This is a genomic window from Candidatus Marifrigoribacter sp. Uisw_064, from assembly GCF_047730175.1.
Classification (GTDB): Bacteria; Bacteroidota; Bacteroidia; order Flavobacteriales; family Flavobacteriaceae; genus Marifrigoribacter.
Window position 1 is genome coordinate 2,268,216 of record NZ_CP159833.1, and the last position, 22,627, is coordinate 2,290,842.

At 32.9% G+C, this 22,627-nt stretch carries 22 protein-coding genes; 2 read left to right on the forward strand and 20 right to left on the reverse strand.

The features are described 5' to 3' along the window. Positions 1-40: 40 nt before the first annotated feature. Both ABXT64_RS10265 and ABXT64_RS10270 read right to left on the reverse strand, forming a co-directional pair. Complete coding sequence (locus ABXT64_RS10265) at positions 41-682, reverse strand: peroxiredoxin (protein ID WP_443632838.1); 642 nt, start codon at positions 680-682, stop codon at positions 41-43. Positions 683-769: 87 nt separating this feature from the next. Continuing rightward, positions 770-1,018, reverse strand: a complete 249-nt coding sequence (locus tag ABXT64_RS10270; protein ID WP_443632839.1) for a hypothetical protein — start codon at positions 1,016-1,018, stop codon at positions 770-772. Between the two features lie 296 nt (positions 1,019-1,314). Between ABXT64_RS10270 and ABXT64_RS10275 the strand changes: the two genes are divergently transcribed. Continuing rightward, complete coding sequence (locus ABXT64_RS10275) at positions 1,315-1,458, forward strand: hypothetical protein (RefSeq protein WP_443632840.1); 144 nt, start codon at positions 1,315-1,317, stop codon at positions 1,456-1,458. Between the two features lie 52 nt (positions 1,459-1,510). Here the strand turns inward: ABXT64_RS10275 and ABXT64_RS10280 are convergent, their stop codons facing one another. The 13 genes from ABXT64_RS10280 to gcvP form a co-directional block, all read right to left on the reverse strand. Then, positions 1,511-2,377, reverse strand: coding sequence for a bile acid:sodium symporter family protein (locus tag ABXT64_RS10280; RefSeq protein WP_443632841.1), 867 nt, complete (start codon positions 2,375-2,377; stop codon positions 1,511-1,513). Between the two features lie 256 nt (positions 2,378-2,633). Further along, positions 2,634-2,798 carry a hypothetical protein gene (locus ABXT64_RS10285; RefSeq protein ID WP_443632842.1) on the reverse strand — a complete coding sequence of 55 codons (165 nt, stop codon included), beginning with the start codon at positions 2,796-2,798 and terminating at the stop codon, positions 2,634-2,636. Between the two features lie 191 nt (positions 2,799-2,989). Then, on the reverse strand, positions 2,990-4,087 hold the full coding sequence (locus tag ABXT64_RS10290) for a hybrid sensor histidine kinase/response regulator (protein ID WP_443632843.1): 1,098 nt from the start codon (positions 4,085-4,087) through the stop codon (positions 2,990-2,992). A 40-nt stretch (positions 4,088-4,127) separates the two neighbouring features. Further along, positions 4,128-6,971 carry a PAS domain-containing protein gene (locus ABXT64_RS10295; RefSeq protein WP_443632844.1) on the reverse strand — a complete coding sequence of 948 codons (2,844 nt, stop codon included), beginning with the start codon at positions 6,969-6,971 and terminating at the stop codon, positions 4,128-4,130. Positions 6,972-7,359: 388 nt separating this feature from the next. Continuing rightward, positions 7,360-7,869, reverse strand: a complete 510-nt coding sequence (locus tag ABXT64_RS10300; RefSeq protein WP_443632845.1) for a GNAT family N-acetyltransferase — start codon at positions 7,867-7,869, stop codon at positions 7,360-7,362. A 175-nt stretch (positions 7,870-8,044) separates the two neighbouring features. Beyond that, on the reverse strand, positions 8,045-9,223 hold the full coding sequence (locus ABXT64_RS10305; protein WP_443632846.1) for a cadherin repeat domain-containing protein: 1,179 nt from the start codon (positions 9,221-9,223) through the stop codon (positions 8,045-8,047). A 163-nt stretch (positions 9,224-9,386) separates the two neighbouring features. Then, entirely contained in the window at positions 9,387-10,550 is a 1,164-nt protein-coding gene (locus tag ABXT64_RS10310; RefSeq protein WP_443632847.1) for a poly(ethylene terephthalate) hydrolase family protein, read from the reverse strand. Positions 10,551-10,748: 198 nt separating this feature from the next. Next, complete coding sequence (locus ABXT64_RS10315) at positions 10,749-11,156, reverse strand: hypothetical protein (protein WP_443632848.1); 408 nt, start codon at positions 11,154-11,156, stop codon at positions 10,749-10,751. 340 nt (positions 11,157-11,496) lie between these two features. After that, the gene (locus ABXT64_RS10320; protein WP_443632849.1) at positions 11,497-11,895 is read right to left on the reverse strand and encodes a hypothetical protein; all 399 of its coding nucleotides are present in this window, start codon (positions 11,893-11,895) and stop codon (positions 11,497-11,499) included. A gap of 159 nt (positions 11,896-12,054) precedes the next feature. Beyond that, positions 12,055-12,576: a DUF695 domain-containing protein gene (locus tag ABXT64_RS10325; protein ID WP_443632850.1), complete on the reverse strand. Its 522-nt coding sequence runs from the start codon at positions 12,574-12,576 to the stop codon at positions 12,055-12,057. 54 nt (positions 12,577-12,630) lie between these two features. Then, positions 12,631-13,827, reverse strand: a complete 1,197-nt coding sequence (locus tag ABXT64_RS10330) for a tyrosine-type recombinase/integrase (protein WP_443632851.1) — start codon at positions 13,825-13,827, stop codon at positions 12,631-12,633. Positions 13,828-13,905: 78 nt separating this feature from the next. Beyond that, on the reverse strand, positions 13,906-14,070 hold the full coding sequence (locus ABXT64_RS10335; RefSeq protein ID WP_443632852.1) for a hypothetical protein: 165 nt from the start codon (positions 14,068-14,070) through the stop codon (positions 13,906-13,908). A gap of 156 nt (positions 14,071-14,226) precedes the next feature. After that, on the reverse strand, positions 14,227-17,073 hold the full coding sequence (gene gcvP / locus ABXT64_RS10340) for an aminomethyl-transferring glycine dehydrogenase (RefSeq protein WP_443632853.1): 2,847 nt from the start codon (positions 17,071-17,073) through the stop codon (positions 14,227-14,229). Between the two features lie 82 nt (positions 17,074-17,155). Between gcvP and ABXT64_RS10345 the strand changes: the two genes are divergently transcribed. Beyond that, positions 17,156-17,977, forward strand: coding sequence for a hypothetical protein (locus ABXT64_RS10345; RefSeq protein WP_443632854.1), 822 nt, complete (start codon positions 17,156-17,158; stop codon positions 17,975-17,977). Here the strand turns inward: ABXT64_RS10345 and ABXT64_RS10350 are convergent. Genes ABXT64_RS10350 through ABXT64_RS10370 form a run of 5 tightly spaced genes read right to left on the reverse strand, consistent with a single transcriptional unit; the run spans position 17,970 to position 22,552 of the window. Beyond that, positions 17,970-18,200 carry a hypothetical protein gene (locus tag ABXT64_RS10350; RefSeq protein WP_443632855.1) on the reverse strand — a complete coding sequence of 77 codons (231 nt, stop codon included), beginning with the start codon at positions 18,198-18,200 and terminating at the stop codon, positions 17,970-17,972. The genes ABXT64_RS10345 and ABXT64_RS10350 overlap by 8 nt on opposite strands. 16 nt (positions 18,201-18,216) lie before the next feature. Then, positions 18,217-18,768 (reverse strand): sigma-70 family RNA polymerase sigma factor, encoded by a 552-nt coding sequence (locus tag ABXT64_RS10355; protein WP_443632856.1) that lies wholly within the window; start codon positions 18,766-18,768, stop codon positions 18,217-18,219. Between the two features lie 57 nt (positions 18,769-18,825). Beyond that, complete coding sequence (locus ABXT64_RS10360) at positions 18,826-20,847, reverse strand: M3 family metallopeptidase (RefSeq protein WP_443632857.1); 2,022 nt, start codon at positions 20,845-20,847, stop codon at positions 18,826-18,828. A gap of 48 nt (positions 20,848-20,895) precedes the next feature. Then, the gene (gene purE, locus ABXT64_RS10365) at positions 20,896-21,384 is read right to left on the reverse strand and encodes a 5-(carboxyamino)imidazole ribonucleotide mutase (protein WP_443632858.1); all 489 of its coding nucleotides are present in this window, start codon (positions 21,382-21,384) and stop codon (positions 20,896-20,898) included. A gap of 10 nt (positions 21,385-21,394) precedes the next feature. Further along, a complete protein-coding gene (locus ABXT64_RS10370) occupies positions 21,395-22,552 on the reverse strand; it encodes a 5-(carboxyamino)imidazole ribonucleotide synthase (protein ID WP_443632859.1) in 1,158 nt (385 codons plus the stop codon). Positions 22,553-22,627: the final 75 nt, after the last annotated feature.

A 22,627-nucleotide genomic window follows, 5' to 3' on the forward strand; every position in this document is an offset into this window, starting at 1 on the left:
TCATTTATCATAAATTTTGTTAGTCTGTTATCTGCTGTAATTAATTCAGATTTGGTTGAGGTGTTAATCTTAAATAAGGCTTCACTTCGGTATGACCCTTAGGAAATAAGGTAGGGATATCTTCGTTTGCAACGGAGGGTACAATGACACAATCATCTCCATTATTCCAGTTAGCTGGTGTAGCCACTTTATGGTATGCCGTTAATTGTAAAGAATCAATTACTCTTAATAATTCATCAAAATTTCTACCTGTTGATGCAGGGTACGTAATCGTTAATTTCACTTCTTTGTCCGACCCAATCACAAATACGGATCTAATTGTAAGTTTACTGTCTGCATTTGGATGTATCATGTCATATAATGTGGCTATTTTTCTATCCTCATCAGCAATTATTGGAAAGTTGACTGTTGTGTTTTGTGTTTCATTTATATCCTTTATCCATCCATGATGTGAATCAACTCCATCAACACTTAACGCAACTACTTTAACACTTCTTTTGTCAAACTCGGCTTTGTATTTTGCTGCGGTACCTAATTCGGTTGTGCATACAGGTGTGTAATCTGCTGGATGAGAAAATAAAATCCCCCAACTATCTCCAAGCCAATTATGAAAATTGATTTCACCTTCTGATGATTGTGCCGTAAAGTTTGGTGCTTCGTCTCCTAATCTAATTGTACTCATTTTTTAGTTTTTTTTAATAATTATTTCATTTCAAGTTGCCTATAAAAGCATTATATAGCAAAAATTTAAGTTTTCATTTACTTAAAGCTATTTTGACTCTATCTTAGTTCCGTATTTATCCATTTCAGACCCACAATTTTTGCAAGTATAGCCACCGAACATAATTTGCCTTTGGTTTAAAGGTTTTCTTACTATGGGTTGTTTTTCATTACAAGTGGGGCAATAGGTTCGTTTTATATTGATACCAAGCTTTGCAAGTTTACTATCTTTCTTTATTAATGACAACAAGATTACCATCACAATTCCAGCTATTATTGCAATTAAAAATATTTTCATAATTTATTCAACTAAGTGTTACTATCGTTCTTTTGTATTATGAAAGCTTGTGCTAAACTCCTGTTTCTTTTTTGTCAGAAATAAAGATAGTTAATTATTTGTACGAAATGTAATTCTAGTGTACACCTTCGCCATTTTTGTTATGTGTTGTTATAAATTATTATTATTGTCAGATTGATGGAAACCAAATCCCTCTCGGAATTGGATTTCCAATGTTAGGTAAAATATGATCTTTCTCTAATTCCTACAATGAATTTAGTTTGACAATTTCTTTTTTTAAATCAAAAAATCCAACGATGGAAAATTTATTTTCAAGAATAGAAATAGCATCATCCTTTTTACAAGCAGTTAGGCAGAATCCTATTTCTGAAATATCAGTAATTCCTTTTTTTATAAAGTATCAATTAAGTTTCATCATTATTTATAAGGGTTTTGTATAAAATTAGTGCTTTAGATTTATTTTAAACTTTGTTGTACACTGTATTTATATACTCACATTTGTTGTTTTGGGCCTATAGTCTTTATCCCAAAAGCTATAATAAGCCCACCAGTAAAGAACATAATAAGACTATACACAGCAGGAGCAATAGCATAGTTATCGTTCATTAAAACTCCTGAAGCAATGGCAATTGCCATAGTGCCATTTTGTATTCCAGACTCTATCGAAATTGTAAGCGATTGAGCTAAATTTAGTTTTGCAATTTTCGCTGTAATAAAACCTACTACAATGGTTATAATATTTAAGGCTAAGGTTGTTAATCCTGCTTGTTGTAAATATGGAATCATGTCTTCTTTTTTCTTTATGACTAATCCTATGATGACTAAAAATAAGACCGCTGCAGAAGCAATTTTAACGGGCTTACTCATTTTATCTGCAAAAGCAGGTTTAGCACTCTTTAATGCCATACCAAGAGAAACAGGAATTATTACAATTGCAAAAATTTGAATCACTGTTTGTAATTTGTTGATTTGGACCATTTCATCAGCATCTAAAAACTGGTTTAACGCAAAGTCTACTACAAACGGAATAGTGAAAATGGTTATCAGGCTATTGGCGGTCGTTAATGAAATGGATAAGCCAGTATCCCCTTTTGCCAAATAAGTAATAAGATTAGATGTTGGACCACCCGGGCATGCTGCCAAAATCATTACACCAATTGCAATGTCTGTTTCTACCTCAAATATGGAGAGTAATACATAGGCAATAATTGGCAACAAAATAATCTGATTAACTAGCCCAACGATTATTGCTTTTGGATTTTGAAGTAATCGAATAAAATCATTTTTAACCAGAGATAATCCCATGCCAAACATGATAATAATTAATGATATTGCGAGAATGACTGTTCCTATATCCATTGTTCTTAAGTTCCTTTTTAATTAATATCAATAACTTTTTTTTTGGAGTTGTTTCCAACTGGCTTTTTATTCAAACCATTTGTTTATACTAAATCTGCATTGTCTTGCTTTCAGAGTTCTAGCTAATTTTCCGCAATTATTACAATTATTTATAAACACTTCATTTAGCGAACCATTCATTATTCTTTCAACTGTATTAAAAAAAAATATCTTCGCCATTTTCTATTAACTTTAATATTTCTGGATCAGATGAAATTCATTCTATTCTTTTATAGGCTGTCATTCTATTATCATTTTCAGTTAGGGGAGCAAGTTTTATTAATGAAATAATATGTCTATATGCTTTATATTCATCTTCATTGAATAGACCAACATAATGAATTCTAATATATTTAATTAATTCTTCGGTTATTAAGTACAAATGTTTTTTTTGACTTGCTTGAAACGTGTTTGTATAAGATTTGTGCGACTTAAAAATCGGATATTTTTTGGTGTTAGCAAATCGTTTGTTGAATGTTTGTCGGTTTGTTATTTAGTTTAAATGTAAGAATAAATTTTATGAGGTGTTACCACACGTTTTGTACTTATTTTGATATTGAGGTCAATACGCTTTTAGTCAGCTAACAAAAATGATAATTTAACACAGGTCCCCTTTTCGTTATTGGATGAAGAACTAATTTCCCCACTGTAAAACTCAATAAGTTTAATTGCAGTAATTAATCCTAAGCCTAGCCCTTGTTGGTCCATTTTATCGCGATTGAATTGAGTAAATGCTTCAATGTTCTTTTTCATCATCCCATCTATTCCAATACCTATATCACATACCGAAATGTGAACAAAAGTTTCATCTGTAATAACTTCAATAAGCACAGGATCTTCTTTTTTTGAAAACTTAAATGCATTATCCACAATGTTGGAAATAATAATTTCAAAATGGTTTAATGAAATTTTAGCATTAAAAAAATTTGGGTTTATTTTTAGATCCGAAAGGCGATTGTGTTTTTTAGCAACTTGTTCACATTGATTAGATAACATTAGGACTCCATACTCAATTATTTCGCTCTGCAGAAGATCCTTTTTGGATTCATCATTTAATAGTAATTCTACTTCTGTGTGATATAAAAATTTTTGAATAGTATCAAGAAGTCTGTGGCCAGACTCATAAATTCCTTCCGAAAACTCCAATATTTCTTCACGACTTAATTCAGGATCCTCTTTCATAAGTGATGATAGTCCAATAATCCCGTTTAAGGGAGTTCTTAGTTCATGAGGCAAGGCACGTGAAATATTATATTGTAAATTTTCTCTTTTCTCTTTTTCTGAGCGCTCTCTTTTTGTTGCTTTTGCCAGCCTGCTTTTAATGGAGCTAATCAATAAATCAATGTCAAATGGTTTCGTAATGTAATCATCAGCACCCATTATCATTCCTTGTCTTACATCTTCAGTCGTAGCTTTGGCTGTGAGAAATATAAATGGGGTATCTTTCAAAATAACATCATGTTGAAGTTCATTAAACACCTGAAAACCATCTTTAATAGGCATCATAATATCGCATAAAATTAAGTCAGGAGAGTATTCTTTTGCACGATCAATTCCTTCCTGTCCATTTTCAGCGGTTACTACTTCCATTCCTTCAAAAACTAAGATATCCTTAAGTTCTTCCCTGATACTTTGAGTATCATCGATGACTAAAACTTTTGAACTTTTCATTTTTTTGGTTTTGATATATTGTTAAAAAATATTTTTGCAATTAAATCGTTCCTTCATATGGAAGAGAAACGATAAATGTTGATCCGTTATTTAGTTTGCTTTCTACTTTTATTTTGCCCTTATGTAAATCAATTGCTGTTTGTAAAACAGATAATCCAAGTCCTGTTCCTTGAATATTTCCAACATTTTTGCCCCGATGGAAAGGTTCAAAAAGTGATTTTTGATCTTTTTCAGAAATCCCAATACCCTGATCTGTGACCGAAAGAATAACTTCGTTTTCTTCTTGTCGGATTTCAATTATAATGCTGGCAGGCGCTTCAGAATATTTTAAGGCATTCGATAATAGATTGATAATAATGTGTTTGATCCATTTTGGATCGGCATTCAGCATTATTTTATCTATTGAAATTTTATATATAACTTCTCTTTCCTTTTCTTGGGTAAGTTGGTAGTCCGAAATAATATTTTTTACTAAAACAACCAAATCCAGCTCAGTGGCATTGAACTCCAGTCTCTGCACCTCAGATTTTCCCATAATCAAAATATCTTCGAGCATGATGGTCATGTCGCTAACTTCTCTCTTAATTTTAAACAACCTTTTATCAATTTCTTCTTGGCTTAGTTTATCTTTATACCTTAAAATAACATCGGTTGCGGCTTGTATGGCAGCAAGGGGTGTTCTAAATTCGTGGGAAGCCATCGCAACAAAACTGGTTTTAATTTTCCCTAATTCCTTTTCTCTTTCCAGCGAATTTTCCAATTCAAATGTCCTTTTTTTCACAGTGTCCTCCAGATTGGTTTTGTAGTTATCCATTTTGGAAATATCCTGACCTACTCCCAATACTCCCGTAATTTCTCCATCTGCATTTCTACGAGTGGACGAATTCAGCAAAACCATAACTCTTTGGTTATTCTTGGTAAAGAGCGGGAATTCGTAGTTGGCTGTTTCCTTACCTTTTAAAGCATTGTCCAAGACTAGTTTTACCGCTTCACGATAATCATCAGTGATATAGGTTTCTACCAGATCTTTTCCCAGTACTTCTTCTTTTTTGAATCCTGTAATTTTTTCAGAGGTCTGATTCCACTCGTTTACTTTACCCTTCGCGTCAATTCCGAAAATTGGAGCGTTTGCGGTTTCAATAAACTGGCGTAATTCTGTTGCTACGGCCTCGGTTTCAGTTCTTAGTTTATCCATTTGGGAAATATCCTGCCCTACTCCCAATACACCAACTATTTTACCATCGGCATTTCTACGGGAGGAGGAGTTGAGTAGTACCATCACTCTTTGGTTATCCTTGGTAAATAGCGGGAATTCGTAGTTGGCTATTTCCTTACCTTTTAAAGCATTGTCCAAGACCAGTTTTACCGCATCACGATAATCTTCGGTGATATAAGTCTGTACCAAATCTTTTCCTAATACATCGACTTTTTTAAATCCTGTAATTTTCTCAGAAGTCTCGTTCCATTCGTTTACAAGGCCATGACTATCAATACCAAAAATAGGGGCATTGGCAGTTTCTATAAACTGACGCAATTCTTTTGCAATGGATTCCGATGCTGTTCGAAGTTTATCAATCTCTGTAATATCTTGACCTACCCCTAATACTCCTGTGATTTCTCCAGCTGCATTTCTACGTGTACTTGAATTTAATAAAACCATTACACGCTCTCCATCTTTAGCAAATAAAGGAAATTCATAGTTGGCAGTTTCTTTTCCTTCTAGTGCATTCTCTAATACTTTTTTTACTGATTCTCGGTAATCTTCGGTGATGTAGGTTTGTACAAGATCATTTCCTAATACTTCGCCTTTTGTAAAACCGGTAATTTTCTCAGAAGTTTGATTCCACTCATTAACAAGCCCTTTGTTGTCAATCCCAAAAATAGGTGCATTGGCAGTATCAATTAGTAGCGTTAACTCAAGAGCTACACTTTCCATTTCAGAACGATAACCTTCAAGCTTTTTTTGAAAGGCAAGTTCTTTATTGGCAAGAATTAATTCATCTGCTCGTTTTTCTTTCTCCCTGTTTTGAAAAGCAAGTTCAGTGTTGGCGAGTGCTAACTCATCTGCTCGTTTTTCTTTCTCTTCATTTTGAAAAGCAAGTTCAGTGTTGGCGAGTGCTAACTCATCTGCTCGTTTTTCTTTCTCTTTATTTTGAAAAGCAAGTTCCGTGTTGGCAAGTGCTAACTCATCTGCTCGTTTTTCTTTCTCTTCATTTTGAAAAGCAAGTTCCGTGTTGGCAAGTGCTAACTCATCTGCTCGTTTTTCTTTCTCTTTATTTTGAAAAGCAAGTTCCGTGTTGGCAAGTGCTAACTCATCTGCTCGTTTTTCTTTCTCTTTATTTTGAAAAGCAAGTTCCGTGTTGGCGAGTGCTAACTCATCTGCTCGTTTTTCTTTCTCTTCATTTTGAAAAGCAAGTTCCGTGTTGGCGAGTGCTAACTCATCTGCTCGTTTTTCTTTCTCTTCATTTTGAAAAGCAAGTTCCGTGTTGGCGAGTGCTAACTCATCTGCTCGTTTTTCTTTCTCTTTATTTTGAAAAGCAAGTTCCGTGTTGGCGAGTGCTAACTCATCTGCTCGTTTTTCTTTCTCTTTATTTTGAAAAGCAAGTTCCGTGTTGGCGAGTGCTAACTCATCTGCTCGTTTTTCTTTCTCTTTATTTTGAAAAGCAAGTTCCGTGTTGGCGAGTGCTAACTCATCTGCTCGTTTTTCTTTCTCTTCATTTTGAAAAGCAAGTTCCGTGTTGGCGAGTGCTAACTCATCTGCTCGTTTTTCTTTCTCTTCATTTTGAAATGCAAGTTCCTTTTGATTTTTCAGAATTTCGTTTGCTCCTTTGAGTGTCTTTATTTCAGCAAGAAGTTCCAGTTTACTCTTTTCTTGTTTACCCATTGTTAACGAATTTAGTTCTATGCAGTTCAGAAATTAATAAACTTATCAGCGTTTCTTATATATTTGGGCACAAATATACAAATTATATAGAGACGCTTAGATGCCTTCAATTAATGTTTGGTAACGGCTCGGCTATGATTAGTGTGGGGCGGTGATTTACAATTCCCATTGCGCCACAACTTGTAGCCAAATCTTTTTATTTTGTTTTATTTTTTTATTTTAAAGCCAAATCAAAAAGATTTGGCGGATTTGGTTTAAAGCTCTTAACTTTAGATTAAGCACAAAACCCCGTATTAATTATAGCTTTTGTTGTGCGCAGGCTTTCTGCGTTCTGTTTTTAGCTATTGGTTATCTCTGTTTAAACGCTCTTTAAGAGTATGCTTTTTATTTAAATTATTTCCTTTTGAAAATAACAAACTTCTCCATCTTTATAGTGTTCTGGTAATCCATTCGTGTTTTCGATTTCTTTTGTTCCTAAAAATTCAAAACCGAGTTTTTCATAATGAGTAATTAAACCCTTATTTAAACCAACAGTATCCATTCGGATATATTTAAGGTCTTTATTTTTTCCAAATTCATTAGCCCAATCAATTAATTTTTTGACTAAGTTTTGACCTCTAAATAAAGGGTTTGTAGCGATTCGATGAATATAAACTGAAGGTTGTTTATTATCATTTCCCCAAATCAATTCGTCGCTTAGTGCTGTCGCCCATATACAAGCAATTTGTTCGTTAATCATTAACTTCCATTGTCTGTTTTCTTCTATTTCACTTATTATTAATTTTTTCGGGAATTCAGGCCAATAAACTTGATTTTTCGATTTCATATAATCGGAAGCGATTCTATACAAGTCAAATATTTTAGGAACATCTGTAGATTCACTATTTTCTATTGTCATATAATAAGTTTAATTATTAACACGATTTTTTCAGCTTGCGTATAACGATTTGGCTATGAGTAGTTGCGAGGTTAGCACTTAACTTAGCAAGTACGAACCAAGTTGGAAATTCCATAGGAATTTCCAAAGTAGGCGAGAACCAGCAATTACTTATAGCCATTGTTACAAATAGTTTTTATTCATATTCATAAATTAATTCAATCTTTTTGGAATTATAATTATATTGTTGGTCACCAAAATAATTTCTTGTTTCTTTTAATAATAATGAGTCACTATTAAAGTCGTAGTTTATATTATATCCAAAAAAACTATTATCTGAATAAGTTCTCTTGTATTGTATTATATAGCTATTTGAAATATAATGAACGACATTGTCTCTATAGTTTCCATTACTAAAATTATCACTGTATAGCAATAAATTATTTTTCCAATGTTCACCATAAATAAATTGATAATAATTGTAAGCATCAGAGCCTGATTGTGAATCATATTGATATTCATCAACTGTTCCTCCGTTAAAGTAGAGGTTAACATTTATTGGATTGCCATTTTGATAATTAATTACAGATTCAAAAAGTTGATTATTTATACCAGGAATTAGCTCTTTATAAATTAAGTTTTCAGAATTTAATTCCAAATGATGAACACTTGGATTTCCATTTGTATAGATTCGACCAATAAATTCTATTTCATTACCATTGTATATATATTGGCGTATAATTGGACCATCTCCTCCATCTGATATAGTTTTAATTAAACGATTATTTACATCATAAAAATACTCAACATATGAGTATTCATCTTCTTTTTTCTTTATTAAACCATTGTCATAATATTCAACTGTAGTTATGAAAATGTCACTAGAATTGTATGAAGTTTCAATTAGAGTTAATCTTTCGTTTTGAAACGTTTTTTTTATCCAAAAAACCAACTCATTATCATTATTATATCTATTTAATGTGACTGATTTTAAAGAATCTTCTATAATATTATTCAAGTTAATAATTATATCTGCTGTATCTGAAATATCACCATTTTCAACCTTTACTATTCCTGTAATGGTCGGGTTTGTTTCAAAGTCAAATAGACTTTCATTCAATATAGTTAATTCTCCAGTAGAAGGATTTACAGCAATCGCATTGTCTACTGATTGTTCAGCAATTGAGTATGTCAAACTCCCTTGATTTGTAGAAGCATCGACTGTTCCTAATGACAATCCTGTATTAGAGTTTTCATCAATGGTTGTCTCAAAGTCAAATATTGATACTACTATTTCATTTGTTTCTTCATCATTTTCAGTACAAGAAAGTAATATTACTAAAAATGTAAAAAATAAGATTTTATACTTGTTCATTTTATTGAAATTATTTGTAACGATCACGTATATGGTTTGTTGCGTGTTTCAAGCAACTAATTTTGTAAATAATTACCGACCAAGAAAGTCCGAGAGGGTTTTCGTAAGTAAGCTAGAACTAGCAATTAATTATACACGGTGTTGTGCGTTGTAATTATTCTAACTAACGATCTATTTTAATAATTTTATTGTACTGCATTATTGAATCTTTATTGTACACAATAAAAAAAGGTCCGCTCGGATAATTTGATATATCTATTTGATTATTAATGTTTGTTATTAAGCTTTGATATACTTGTTGTCCAACCAAGTTATAAATTGTTAGTATACCATCTATATGTTCAATTGGTATGTGTAGATTTAATTTATCAATTACAGGGTTTGGATATATTTTAATGCTATTTTGCTCACTAATATCTTGAACTGTAAGTAGGTCGCAGAACTGAGTGAAATTTGTTTGTGTTGAAGATTGTAATAAATCATCAAAATCATTGAAAGCATTTATATTATCATATAAGGAATAATCCAGCCATAGTTCCAAAAAATTGATAGTTATTAATTGCTGTTCCTCCCTTGTAATATCTAAAGTTGGGTTGCAGAATGATTCACCAAAAGAACAATTGAAATTATCATCAGCAAAATAACAATGACCACCATCTATTATGCTAATATGAGTTTTACAATTTGAGGCCAATTCATTGTACATGAGGGTTTGGTTTTCTTCAGGAGGTGTTACGCAATCATCATCTCCCGAGAAGATAAGCGTTGGCACAGTAATATTTAGTGAAGCTGAAATAGCTGATGGATTGGTTTCAGCGGCTGCGAAAGTCACTAATGTACTTATAGTTGAATTATTTTCTGCTGCTAAAAAGGATGCACCGCCACCCATAGAATGACCAAGAAGTCCAGTTTTAGGAGCCAAAGAGTTAAAGAACAATGAAGAGTTATCATTATTTTCATTTTGCATTTGAGTAGCCGCAAACTTTAAGTCAATTCCGAAATTTTCATGACTGGGACTTAAGGTCATTTCAGTTGTTGGAAAACAAATCACATAACCATTGGGAACTAATTCCGTCCAAAAATTTTCATAAGACTCCCAACTCATCAAGAATCCATGACCAAAAACAATTACAGGAAAATTACCTGAAGCGATTGGGACATTTTCACCTGGATTATCAGCAGGATAATATATTTCAGTTTCGATATTTCTGTTTCTACTACTGTCATAGAACGTAATTGAGGTATGACCTACGTTAAATGATTGTGCTGAAATATTAGCAGAAAAAATCAATAAACCTACAAGTATTAAAAAACTCTTTAATTTCATTTTAATCACTATTTTTATATTTTGTTTTTACTATTTATTTTTGCTATGAGATTATGACGCACAACGTTTGGGCTATGATTTCGTTGCGGACAAATCCGATAGGATTTTTCCGTTAAACAACGAAGATAGCAAATAAGTGTGAAATTCCGATAGGGATTTCAGCCGCAATGAATTATAGCCGTTGTTGCCTACAGTTTTTTATTCAGTTTTAAAGTCAGATGTTATTCCGTTTAATATATTCGGATTCTCTTTTAATAATTCAGCACATTTTTTCACATATTCCTCAATGTATTCAATTCCGTTTTCTGCTATTTTTTTTAGTTGGTCAGATTCATCCAATTTATCAATTCGATAATAGTTTGTTGGTATTTCCGCTTTAAATTCAATCGGTTCTGAGTGATTTATAATTGCAATTTCTGGCGAGTTCCAAGAAATTTGAAAAATCAAACAGCTAAATTCTATTTCATTTTTTTTAGTTGTGATATAATATTCATCTCTAAACCACTTTTTCTTAAATTTTGGGAAGTCAAATTCAGATTGAAGAAAAGCAAAATTTTCTAAAATCAGTTTTTTCGATAATTTCCAAGTTGGTTCAAGAGTTCTCATTTTTCAAATTGTAGGTAACGGTTTGGCTATGAGCAGTGTCCCGAAGGGCATTACGTATAGGTGTTGTTGGCAAATGTTATTCTTGTTTTTCACCATTTATGTATTTGTCAGTTCTAATAAGTTCTCCAGTTGGAGAGTAGATATTTACTGTACCATTCCCATTTACCAAGGTTCCTTTATTCAAGAGTTGACCGATGCTTGAGAGGTGAAGTATAAGTTGAATGCGTAGATTATTATAAGTAGCAAAAGCTATCTAATTAGGGTTTTATAATTTTCTCTTAGGTGTTAATTTGTAGCAATAAGTGCCCCTCGCCAGCAGGGCACATTGAAGAGTTAAAATTTAATCAAATACCTTATTAACAAGTAAAGAATAATACCTACCCCCCTCAGATTTATACAAGCCCTCATATTGATTGCTAACACCCGATTCTCTCAGATAGATTAGTTCACATCTAACTACATAGCCAAGACCTAAATAAGAAGTGTGCATCATGTGGTCATCATCACTTCCGGTAGTGATAACAAAATCATGAGTTCCAATCGAAAAATGTCTAAAATAAATTTTAATAATACCATCAGCTTGCTTTTCTAAAGTACCGGCCCATACAGGATCGGGAGTATTTGAGATGGCATCTTCTCTATCAACAGACATACGAATAGAGGTGGTCGCCCTTATGGTTTGAGCATCTACATTTGAAAGCCCTATAAATAAGGCAATAATTAATAGTGTTTGTTTCATGTTTGTGATTTTTTTAATGTTTGCCAACGTTGATGTATAAGAATAGTTGCGGGTTTGTATGCGAGGATTTTCCGAAGGAAAATAGACGTTAAAAACACGCAACGACCTTCGATTAAGCACTAAACCGCAATTATTTTTATACGGTGTTGGCAACTGGCTTTATTTATCGTTCATAAAATTCCCAGTTGTTTCCCAATTTTTGTCCTTAGTCAGTTCATAACTAAAAGAGCGTATTAAATTTTCTTTTTTGATTTCTCTTTTTAGCCATTCATCTATTTTATTTTTGTTCCGAACGTATAGATAAATGTCCAAATGATTGCTGTTAAACAAATGTCCGACATTGTGAACAGGTGAAATTTTCGATAAGTTTTCAACTAATTCATTTTCAAGTTTATTTGCTAATTCACTTTCATCATCTAACGGAAGTCCATTTGGGTTACATTTTTCAGAATTCAATTCCATATTAATTTTCAAACTCCAAGGATAGTTAGACTTTTCTTTATAGTCTTTATATCCTCTATTAAAAGCTCCAATTGCAAGACTTCCGTCAGAATATTTAGCTTTTATTACGCCCAAATTCTCTTCCGGATAATTCACTTTAAAGTCTTCCTTTTTTGAATCCTTGCAATTCCAAAATAAACTTAAAATTCCCATTGTCAATATTAAAATTTTGTTTTTCATTCGTTCGTTTTTCAGCTTGTTGCCAACTTGTTATATCGTTATGTTTATACTCGTTCACCGGAAATTATTCGCCGATAACGATATATTTGATGCTTTTTTATCAGTTTCAACTAAAGATAGCAAAGCTGTGTCTAAAGGACTTTGTATTTTTAATAAATCTTTCCTTGCAACATGGGTGTATATCATCGTCGTTTCTGGTTTACTATGCCCTAACAAATCTTGCACATAGCGCAAACCAACTCCATTTTCAATTAAATGAGTTGCAAAACTATGGCGTAAAGTATGTGGAGTTACCCTTTTTTTAATACCTGCTCGTTTACATGATCCCTTTAAAAAACTTCGAATACTGCTGGCATGGTACTTCCCTTTTTTAGGACTTTCAATAAAATATTGATGTGGTTGATAGGTCGTTATATAATTGAGGTATAAAGGAATAAAACTTTCAGCTAAAATCACTACTCTGTCTTTTCTTCCTTTTGCATTTTTTATAAATAACTGACGTCTATCCACATCAATAGCACTTATTTGTAAATTAATAAGTTCTCCTACACGTAACCCTGCCGAATATAATAACGCTATTACAGCTCTGTGTTTTAAGTTTTTTGTAGCTCGTAAAATATCAATAACCTCTTCTTTGCTCAAAACCGTTGGCAGATAATTAGAACTGGAAGGTCGTGGTAATTCATCAATAATTAGGTTGCTTTCAGGTAAAAAGGCACCAAAATGCTTAAGGGCACTTATCATTTGTCGATGGGTACTTATAGCATAATGCTTAGTTGTTACTTGATGTTCAACAAATAATCGCACTTCGTTATTGGTAAGTTCTATAAATTCTTTGTCTCCTATAAATTCTACAAAATCTGCCACAAACGTAAAATATATTTTTATGGTGTTTTTGCTTAATCGCAAACCTTTTAAGTATCGAACGAAGTTTCTAATTACTTCTTTATTAGCATCACTGATCTTTCTTGGCCCTCTTTTAAAATTGCGCTTTTGTGGTGGTTTAGTTTTCTTATCTATAGAATTTTTTATCTGACTATAATCTACATAAATTCCTTTTTTGTTGAGCTGAGTGTATAATGCATTCCATGTAATTACTTTAGTAAAAATGTAAAATGTCTTTCTACTAGCACTCCATTGAACCCCTGTAATACTTTTTACCTTCTGTTTTATAGAATCATTATATTCAAATGAAATTCCAAAACAAGTTACTCCCTTATGAGTAAAGGGTGTGAGTTTTACTTTTTCCATGGTTCTATTTTTTAATTACTCTTTCCAAAGTTTTTAACAGTGCTTCTATTAATTTAATTTCTTCGTTTTTGCTAGGGCCTAATAAGAGGAGTATTGTTCGTAAATTCTAAAGCTGTCGCGCTGAGCATTGTCAAGCGAGCCTTCGGGCAATTCTGTTTCAAGGTTGGTAATGGCAGCCAATGCATTGGTCATGGCTGTTTCATCTAAAATTCGATTGATTCTGTTTTCTGTAAGATTACCCATAATAGTATTTATTTAAAAAATTAATATTCAATAAAAAAATACTGGGGAGTAAAAGGAAAGATGTTCTCTTGAGAGAGTTTAAATATACTAAAAAAAATGGTTAAACAAAAAAAAGCCCTTCTTTTGAAGGGCTTTATAATAGTATCGAATTAAAGTTTAATCCATATACGATTCAATAGGATCGCAAGTACAAATTAAATTACGATCTCCATAGGCATCATCAACACGACGTACACTCGGCCAAAACTTATTATCACTCACATACGGCAAGGGATAAGCGGCTTCTTGTCTGCTGTATGGAAACTCCCAAGTATCATTAGTCAACATCCCTAAGGTATGAGGAGAATTTTTTAAGACATTGTTTGGGTTTTCTATGGTAGCTTGATTAATTTCTTTTCTAATCGAAAGCATCGCATCACAGAAACGATCTAACTCTTCTTTGCTTTCACTTTCAGTAGGCTCTATCATCATGGTTCCAGCGACAGGAAACGATACAGTAGGAGCGTGGAAGCCATAATCTATCAATCGTTTGGCAATATCGGTTACTTCAATACCATTGGCTTTAAATGGACGACAGTCTACAATCATTTCATGCGCTGCACGACCTTTTTCACCTGCATACAATACCTCAAACGAACCGTGTAAACGTTCTTTTATATAATTCGCATTTAAAATAGCGAAATGAGTCGATTTTTTTAGTCCTTTTTCGCCTAACATACAGATATAACCGTACGAAATAATACAGGCCAATGCAGAACCCCAAGGGGCTGCCGAAATTGCTGTAATAGCACTTTCTCCACCAGTATGGATTAAAGGATTGCTTGGTAAAAATGGAACCAATTGTTTCGCCACACAAATAGGACCTACACCTGGACCACCACCTCCATGAGGAATGGCAAATGTTTTATGTAAATTTAAGTGACATACATCTGCTCCAATCGCACCTGGATTCGTTAAGCCAACTTGTGCATTCATATTGGCACCATCCATATACACTTGTCCACCATTATCATGTATAAGTTGTGTGATTTCTTTTATGGCAGATTCATACACGCCATGCGTCGATGGATAGGTTACCATTAAACTTGCAAGATTATCTTTGTGTAAAATTGCTTTTTCACGTAAATCATCTACGTCAATATTTCCTTCTTCAGTAGATTTAGTTACAATAACTTTCATTCCAGCCATCACCGCACTTGCAGGATTGGTTCCGTGTGCTGAAGATGGAATTAAACAAATATTACGATGATGATCACCTCTCGATTCATGATAGGCTCTAATCACCATTAATCCAGCATATTCTCCTTGCGCTCCCGAATTTGGTTGTAATGAAGTACCTGCAAAACCAGTGATTTCAGTTAACTGATTTTCTAGATTTCTTAGCATTTCTTGGTATCCTTCAGCTTGTTCCACAGGAACAAAAGGATGTACATTTCCCCAATTTGGATTACTTAGTGGCAACATTTCTGAAGCGGCATTCAACTTCATCGTACACGAACCTAAAGAAATCATAGAATGATTTAAGGATAAATCTTTACGTTCTAATTTTTTAATATAACGCATCAACTCTGTTTCACTATGGTAGGAGTTAAAAACTTTGTTGCTAAGAAAATCTGTTTTTCTAAGTACTGCGGAAGTCAATACGTCACTTGTTTCTAAGGCATCAATAACACTAAAGTCGCTTCCAGAGATTTCAGTAAAAAGTTTTATAATGGCATTAAGGTCTTCTATGGTAGTAGTTTCATTTATTGAAATATTCACCAAATCATTGGAAGGATAATAGAAATTTATGTTATTTTTTTCTGCTACTCTTTTTATAGTTTCAGCATCCACTCTAATTTGAAGCGTATCGAAATATAGTTCGTTTTCTAAAGTATATCCTAGTTGTTCTAATCTTTTAGCTAAAGTAAAAGTTGAGTTATGAACTTTATTAGCAATGTATTCAAGTCCTTTCGGTCCATGAAATACAGCATACATTCCTGCCATAACAGCTAATAACACCTGTGCCGTACAAATATTTGAAGTGGCTCTATCTCTTTTAATATGCTGCTCACGAGTTTGTAAAGCCATACGTAAGGCAGTAGTACCGTCGGTATCTTTACTTACTCCTATAATACGTCCTGGGATATGACGTTTATGTTCATGTTTAGTTGCAAAAAAAGCAGCATGAGGTCCACCATAACCTAAAGGTATTCCGAAACGCTGTGTGGTACCAACGACCACATCTACACCAAAACTACCGGGTGCTTCTAACTTTACAAGACTTAATATATCTGCAGCAACAGCTACTTTTATTTGTGCTTCATTTGCTTTTGAAACAAATGATTTATAATCATATACTTTTCCAGATTTCCCCGGGTATTGTAAAATGGCTCCAAAAAATTCAGAAGAGAAATCAAACGTTTCATGATTACCTATTACTAATTCAATTCCTAAAGGTTGAGATCTGGTTTCTAATAAAGAAAGTGTTTGTGGTAAAATTTCTTCAGAAACAAAAAACTTAGACACATTGGCTTTCTTTTGAGCACGTTCTCTAATAGCAAATAATAATGCCATTGCCTCAGCTGCAGCAGTAGATTCATCTAACAATGAAGCATTGGCTAATCCCATTCCAGTTAAATCACATACCATCGTTTGGAAATTCAATAAGGCTTCCAATCTTCCTTGTGCAATTTCTGCTTGGTACGGAGTATACGCTGTGTACCAACCTGGATTTTCTAATATATTACGTTGAATAACAGCAGGAGTGATTGATTGATGGTATCCTAATCCAATATAAGTTTTGTATGATTTATTTTTTAAGGCTAAGGTATTGTTATGTTCCAAATATTCCTGCTCTGACATGGCAGGAGCTAAATTTAGATCTTTAGATAATCTAATATCATCCGGAACGGTTTGGTTAATTAATTGGTCCATAGATTCGGCACCAACTGTTGTAAGCATATCATTTAAGTCGCTTTTTCTAGGACCTATATGTCTAAGAGCAAAAGAATCTGTATTCATAGTTCGCAATTAAAATTAAAAAAGCGAAATTACAATTTTTAACTAAATTATTTAGCTATAAACAATTCATTATTTTAGCATAATGAACATCTTAAAAAAAATATTTTATTTTTATATTAATAGTAGTATTCATGTGGCTTTGGCGGTTTGTACTTTTGCTATGATTACTGCGATAGAATTTGATTTTGAAAATTCAATTGCACTCATGTGTTTTATTTTCTTCGGAACCATAACAGGGTATAGTTTTATAAAATATGTGGCCTTATTTGCATTTTCACAAAGCAAAGTAAGATCAAATCATACCCTATTTAAAGGATTTATTGTTCTTTTAGCCTTGGTTACGATACTTATTTTATTTCAGTTAACAATTAGCGTTCAGGTAATTACATTTGTTCTGGGCTTATTAACCCTATTGTATGCAATCCCTTTTCTGAAAAATAAAAGCCTAAGAAATTTTAATAGCTTAAAAACTTTTATCGTGGCTTTAGTATGGGCAGGAGTTACGGTACTCATTCCTTTTTTGAATGAATTCAATGAAATTACCGATGATTTAATGGTTTCTTTTATTCAACGATTTTTGATGGTATTAGTGCTTATTTTACCTTTTGAAATAAGAGATTTATCTGTGGATCCTTCCTATCTTAGAACACTTCCGCAGCGGGTAGGAATTATACAAACAAAAGGAATAGGAGTGATGTTAATTGGAATTTGTTTTTTGCTAGCATTTTTCAAAAATAACTTGCATTTAACTGTATTATATACCTTTGGTATTACGCTGTTACTATTATTTTTATTTCTGATTTTTGCACAAAAAAAACAATCGAAATACTATGCTTCCTTTTGGGTGGAAAGTATCCCTATTGTTTGGTGGGTATTAATTTTAATTTTTGAGAAATTTATTTAGCCATTTCTTTTTTGAGTTGCTCTCTCATTTTTTCTTTCTCTGAAGTATTGATTATTTCAATCTTAGATTGATTCATTATTTCTGAAAGCTTCGAATTATTAGCAGAATATTTTCTGCAAACACTGCAATACAGTAGATGTAAATTTAATTTAATCTTTTCCCAAAAACTAGACTCCTTGTATTGAGTTTTATCACAGATGTGATTTGCATCGTTACATTTCATATGTCAATATTATTTTTTAAAACCAATTTTCTTTTAAACATTCAGCCATCGCAGTCCTTGCCCGATGTATAATTACCCATAGATTAGACGGCGTGATATTATATTCATTACAAATAGCTTCGGTATCAAAATTGTCAATCGTTTTCAATTTAAAAATAGTGGCTTGTTTTTCGTTTAAAGTACCTAGACAGTTTAAGATAGCTAGACCTAATTCTTCGTTTTCTATTTTGTCTTCTGCTGTTTTATCAAAAGGGTCTCTTACACGTTCTTCTAGCCAATCTCCTTCAGACTCTTCATCATTATACGTTATTCTAACTTCAGCTTTTCCTTTGTTAGAATTTATTTTTCGGTAATGATCAATAATTTTTCTTTTCAAAATTGAAATCAACCAAGTGCGTTCACTAGCTTCACCCTTAAAATTGTCTTTAGATTTTAATCCAGCCAAGAAAGTTTCAGAAATTAAATCCTTTGCAACTTCACTATCGCTTACTCGAACAATGGTAAAATTAAACATGTAGTCTGAATATTTATCGACCCAGACTTTAGGATTTAGTTGATGGTTTGGCATAGTCTCTTTTTTTACAAAAATAGGGAAGATTTAATTAGACTTTTTGTTAATTTATTATTAATCTTTCAATAAGCCAGCTCTTTTTAACAAAGCTTCTGGATTTGGTTGTTTCCCTCTAAATCTCACATATAAATCCATTGGATCTTGAGTACCTCCTTGAGAAAGAACAAAATCTTTAAACTTTTTTGCAATCTTTTTATTGAAAATACCCTGTTCTTTAAAATAGGCAAAGGCATCAGCATCCAATACTTCTGCCCATTTGTAACTGTAATATCCTGCTGAATATCCTCCCTGAAAAATATGTGAGAACGCAGTACTCATACAATTTGATTCCACCTCTGGGAATAATTTTGTTTCTGAAAAAGCATGTGTTTCAAAGGCTTTTACACTGTCAATAGTTGAAGGATCTTTACTGTGCCACTCCATGTCTAATAATCCAAAACTAAGCTGTCGTAGCGTTTTCATTCCTTCTTGAAAAGCAGCGGAAGCTTTAATTTTTTCAACCAATTCCATTGGAATAACTTCATTTGTTTGATAATGAGTTGCAAAAAGTTCTAAGGTTTCCTTTTCATAACACCAGTTTTCTAATATCTGACTTGGAAGTTCAACAAAATCCCAATACACACTGGTGCCCGATAAGCCTTTGTAGGTAGTATCTGCTAGCATTCCATGTAAGGCATGGCCAAATTCATGAAACAAGGTAGTTACTTCGTTAAATGTAAGTAATGAAGGTTTACTTTCTGTTGGTTTTGTAAAATTACAAACGATAGAAATATGGGGTCTTTCGTTTGTATTATCTTGGATATATTGAGGTTTAAAGGACGTCATCCATGCACCGCCTCTTTTTCCTGCTCTAGGATGAAAGTCTGCATAAAATATGCTAACTAAATCGCCTTCATTATTTGTTACTCGATATGTTTTAACTTCTTCGTGGTATGTGTCAATATCAGAAACTTCTTCAAAATTTAAATCATATAATTTGTTAGCCACTATAAAAACACCATTGATTACCTTCTCAAGTTTAAAATAAGGTTTTAGTTGTTCGTCATCTAGACTAAATAATTTCTGTTTTAATTTTTCTGAATAATAAGATCCGTCCCATTTCTCTAGATGATCTAATCCATCAAGTTCTTTTGCAAAGGACTCTAATTCATTAAATTCTTTTTGAGCAGCTGGTTTAGCTTTTTCAAGTAATTCTTCAGAGAAATCAATAACTTTTTCTGAAGTTTTTGCCATGCGTTCTTCTAATGTAAAATGAGCGTGTGATGAATATCCTAGTAATTCAGCACGTTGATGACGAAGGCTTACAATTTTTAAAACGTTCTCTTGATTGTCGAATTCATTATTTTGAAATGCTTTTGCTCCAAAAGCCAATGACATTTTTTCACGTAATTCTCTTGAATCTGCATAGGTCACAAAAGGAACATAACTTGGATAGTCAAGGGTGAAAACCCAACCTTCTTTGTTTTTTTCTTTAGCAGTCATTGCTGCCATTTCAATAACACCTTCTGGTAGTCCAGATAAATCGTTTTTATCAGAAAGATGCAATTCGAAAGCATTCGTTTCTGCTAACACATTTTCACCGAACGTAAGTTGCAGTTTCGAAAGCTCAGTATCAATAGTCCGTAGGGTTTCTTTTTTGTCTTCTGAAAGATTGGCGCCATTTCTAGAAAATCCTTTGTATTGTTTTTCAAGAAGTGTTTGCTGTTCTGTAGATAATTCTAAAGTGTCTTTTTTATTATAAACCTCTTTTACTCTATTGAATAAGACTTCATTTAACAATAAATCGTTTTTGAAATCTGAAAGTAATGGAGAAACCTCTTGTGCTATTTTTTGAATTTCATCATTGGTTTCAGCACTGTTCAAATTGTAAAAAATACTGGTAACTCTATCCAGTTGAAGTCCTGTATAATCTAATGCTTCGACCGTATTTTTAAAAGTTGGCTTTTCAGAATTGTTTGCGATCGTATCTATTTCAACTTTAGTTTGTGTAATTAACTCTTGAATGGCTGGAAAAAAGTGCTCGTTTTTAATCTTAGAAAATGGAGCGTACTCAAAATGAGAAAGTAATGGGTTCATTGGTTTTTAGGTGTTAAATGTCCGGTCGATCGCAGACAACGCACTTTATTATTTAATATTAAGATTTTTTGCTCCTTCAATGACTTTTAATTTCAAGCCTTCTTTGTAAGCTAAAATTTTATCGAGTACACATTTGTCGCTAGTACCTATAATTTGTGCTGCAAGGATTCCTGCATTTTTTGCACCATCGAGAGCAACAGTTGCTACTGGAACACCTCCTGGCATTTGTAGAATTGATAATATAGAATCCCATCCATCGATTGAGTTTCTAGATTTAACTGGAACTCCAATCACTGGTAATGGCGATAAAGAAGCGATCATTCCTGGTAAGTGAGCCGCACCGCCAGCTCCCGCAATAATTACAGAAAACCCTCTCTCGTGCGCATTTTTACCATAATCAAAAAGTTTTTCAGGAGTACGATGTGCCGAAACTATGTCTACTTCAAATTCAATATCAAATCCTTTAAGCATATCGATTGCTTCCTGCATTATAGGTAAATCGCTTGTGCTTCCCATTATAACTCCTACTTTACTCATAGTCTTTTATTTAATTACTGATCACTTTAATTGATTCTTTTACCTTTTCAGCTATAGCATGTGCCTTTTCAATATCTTGATTGACAATAGTTACATGTCCCATTTTTCTAAAAGGCCTAGTTTCTTTTTTACCATAAATGTGAGGCGTTACACCTTCCATGGCTAATATAGTCTCTATATTTTTATATACCACATCTCCTGTGTGTCCTTCAGCTCCAACAAGATTGACCATAATACCAGCCAATTTGCTATCCGTTTTTCCTAAAGGCAGGTTTAAAATTGCTCTTAAGTGTTGTTCAAACTGATTCGTATAACTTGCTTCTATACTGTAATGTCCACTATTATGAGGTCTTGGAGCCACTTCATTTATGATAATTTCATCATCTACTGTTTGAAACATTTCTACAGCAAGTAAACCAACATGTTGGAATGCTTCAGAAACATTTTTAGCTACATTTCTAGCTTTTTCAGCAATAGTCTCATCAATTCTAGCAGGACAAATCACATATTCTACTTGGTTGGCTTCTGGATGAAATTCCATTTCCACCACAGGATAGGTCGCAATTTCACCATTTGGGCTTCTTGCTACAATCACTGCTAATTCATTTTTAAAAGGAATTAGATCTTCACAAATACAGGATTGATCTTTTAGCTTATTTAAATCTTCAATCGTTCTTATAACACTTACACCCATGCCATCATATCCGCCTGTACTACTTTTCCATACAAAGGGTAATTCAATTGTTTGCGATGAAATAGCCTCCTTTATTTGCTGAATTGTATCAAAAATATGAAAAGGAGCCGTCGGTATTTTGTGTTTTTTATAAAATTCTTTCTGAATAGATTTATTATTGATATTTCGCAATGTTTTGGGTGAAGGATATACAGTCACGCCTTCATTTTCCAATTTTTCTAATGCTTCAATGTTTACGTTTTCGATTTCAAACGTAAGAACATCTACTTTTTTTCCGAAGGAATATACGGTATCAAAATCCATCAAACTCCCTTGTTTAAATACATCACAGGCAATTTTGCATGGAGCTTCAGCACTAGGGTCTAATACATGAGTTTTAATATCGAATTTTCTGGTTTCATACAAAAGCATCTTGCCTAATTGTCCACCACCAAGGATGCCTAATGTAAAATTTGAAGAGAAAAAATGCGTCATAAATTGAATATAGGAACCACAAAAATAAATCATTATAATCGAATAGCGAAGACATCGTTAAATAATAAGTTAATC

What these genes read in the sequence shown, in the direction of transcription:
- ABXT64_RS10265 (WP_443632838.1), bottom strand. Translation starts at nt 682, where the DNA reads ATGAGTACAATTAGATTAGGAGACGAAGCACCAAACTTTACGGCACAA.
- ABXT64_RS10270 (WP_443632839.1), bottom strand. Translation starts at nt 1,018, where the DNA reads ATGAAAATATTTTTAATTGCAATAATAGCTGGAATTGTGATGGTAATC.
- ABXT64_RS10275 (WP_443632840.1), top strand. Translation starts at nt 1,315, where the DNA reads ATGGAAAATTTATTTTCAAGAATAGAAATAGCATCATCCTTTTTACAA.
- ABXT64_RS10280 (WP_443632841.1), bottom strand. Translation starts at nt 2,377, where the DNA reads ATGGATATAGGAACAGTCATTCTCGCAATATCATTAATTATTATCATG.
- ABXT64_RS10290 (WP_443632843.1), bottom strand. Translation starts at nt 4,087, where the DNA reads ATGAAAAGTTCAAAAGTTTTAGTCATCGATGATACTCAAAGTATCAGG.
- ABXT64_RS10295 (WP_443632844.1), bottom strand. Translation starts at nt 6,971, where the DNA reads ATGGGTAAACAAGAAAAGAGTAAACTGGAACTTCTTGCTGAAATAAAG.
- ABXT64_RS10300 (WP_443632845.1), bottom strand. Translation starts at nt 7,869, where the DNA reads ATGACAATAGAAAATAGTGAATCTACAGATGTTCCTAAAATATTTGAC.
- ABXT64_RS10305 (WP_443632846.1), bottom strand. Translation starts at nt 9,223, where the DNA reads ATGAACAAGTATAAAATCTTATTTTTTACATTTTTAGTAATATTACTT.
- ABXT64_RS10310 (WP_443632847.1), bottom strand. Translation starts at nt 10,550, where the DNA reads ATGAAATTAAAGAGTTTTTTAATACTTGTAGGTTTATTGATTTTTTCT.
- ABXT64_RS10315 (WP_443632848.1), bottom strand. Translation starts at nt 11,156, where the DNA reads ATGAGAACTCTTGAACCAACTTGGAAATTATCGAAAAAACTGATTTTA.
- ABXT64_RS10320 (WP_443632849.1), bottom strand. Translation starts at nt 11,895, where the DNA reads ATGAAACAAACACTATTAATTATTGCCTTATTTATAGGGCTTTCAAAT.
- ABXT64_RS10325 (WP_443632850.1), bottom strand. Translation starts at nt 12,576, where the DNA reads ATGAAAAACAAAATTTTAATATTGACAATGGGAATTTTAAGTTTATTT.
- ABXT64_RS10330 (WP_443632851.1), bottom strand. Translation starts at nt 13,827, where the DNA reads ATGGAAAAAGTAAAACTCACACCCTTTACTCATAAGGGAGTAACTTGT.
- ABXT64_RS10335 (WP_443632852.1), bottom strand. Translation starts at nt 14,070, where the DNA reads ATGGGTAATCTTACAGAAAACAGAATCAATCGAATTTTAGATGAAACA.
- gcvP (WP_443632853.1), bottom strand. Translation starts at nt 17,073, where the DNA reads ATGAATACAGATTCTTTTGCTCTTAGACATATAGGTCCTAGAAAAAGC.
- ABXT64_RS10345 (WP_443632854.1), top strand. Translation starts at nt 17,156, where the DNA reads ATGAACATCTTAAAAAAAATATTTTATTTTTATATTAATAGTAGTATT.
- ABXT64_RS10350 (WP_443632855.1), bottom strand. Translation starts at nt 18,200, where the DNA reads ATGAAATGTAACGATGCAAATCACATCTGTGATAAAACTCAATACAAG.
- ABXT64_RS10355 (WP_443632856.1), bottom strand. Translation starts at nt 18,768, where the DNA reads ATGCCAAACCATCAACTAAATCCTAAAGTCTGGGTCGATAAATATTCA.
- ABXT64_RS10360 (WP_443632857.1), bottom strand. Translation starts at nt 20,847, where the DNA reads ATGAACCCATTACTTTCTCATTTTGAGTACGCTCCATTTTCTAAGATT.
- purE (WP_443632858.1), bottom strand. Translation starts at nt 21,384, where the DNA reads ATGAGTAAAGTAGGAGTTATAATGGGAAGCACAAGCGATTTACCTATA.
- ABXT64_RS10370 (WP_443632859.1), bottom strand. Translation starts at nt 22,552, where the DNA reads ATGACGCATTTTTTCTCTTCAAATTTTACATTAGGCATCCTTGGTGGT.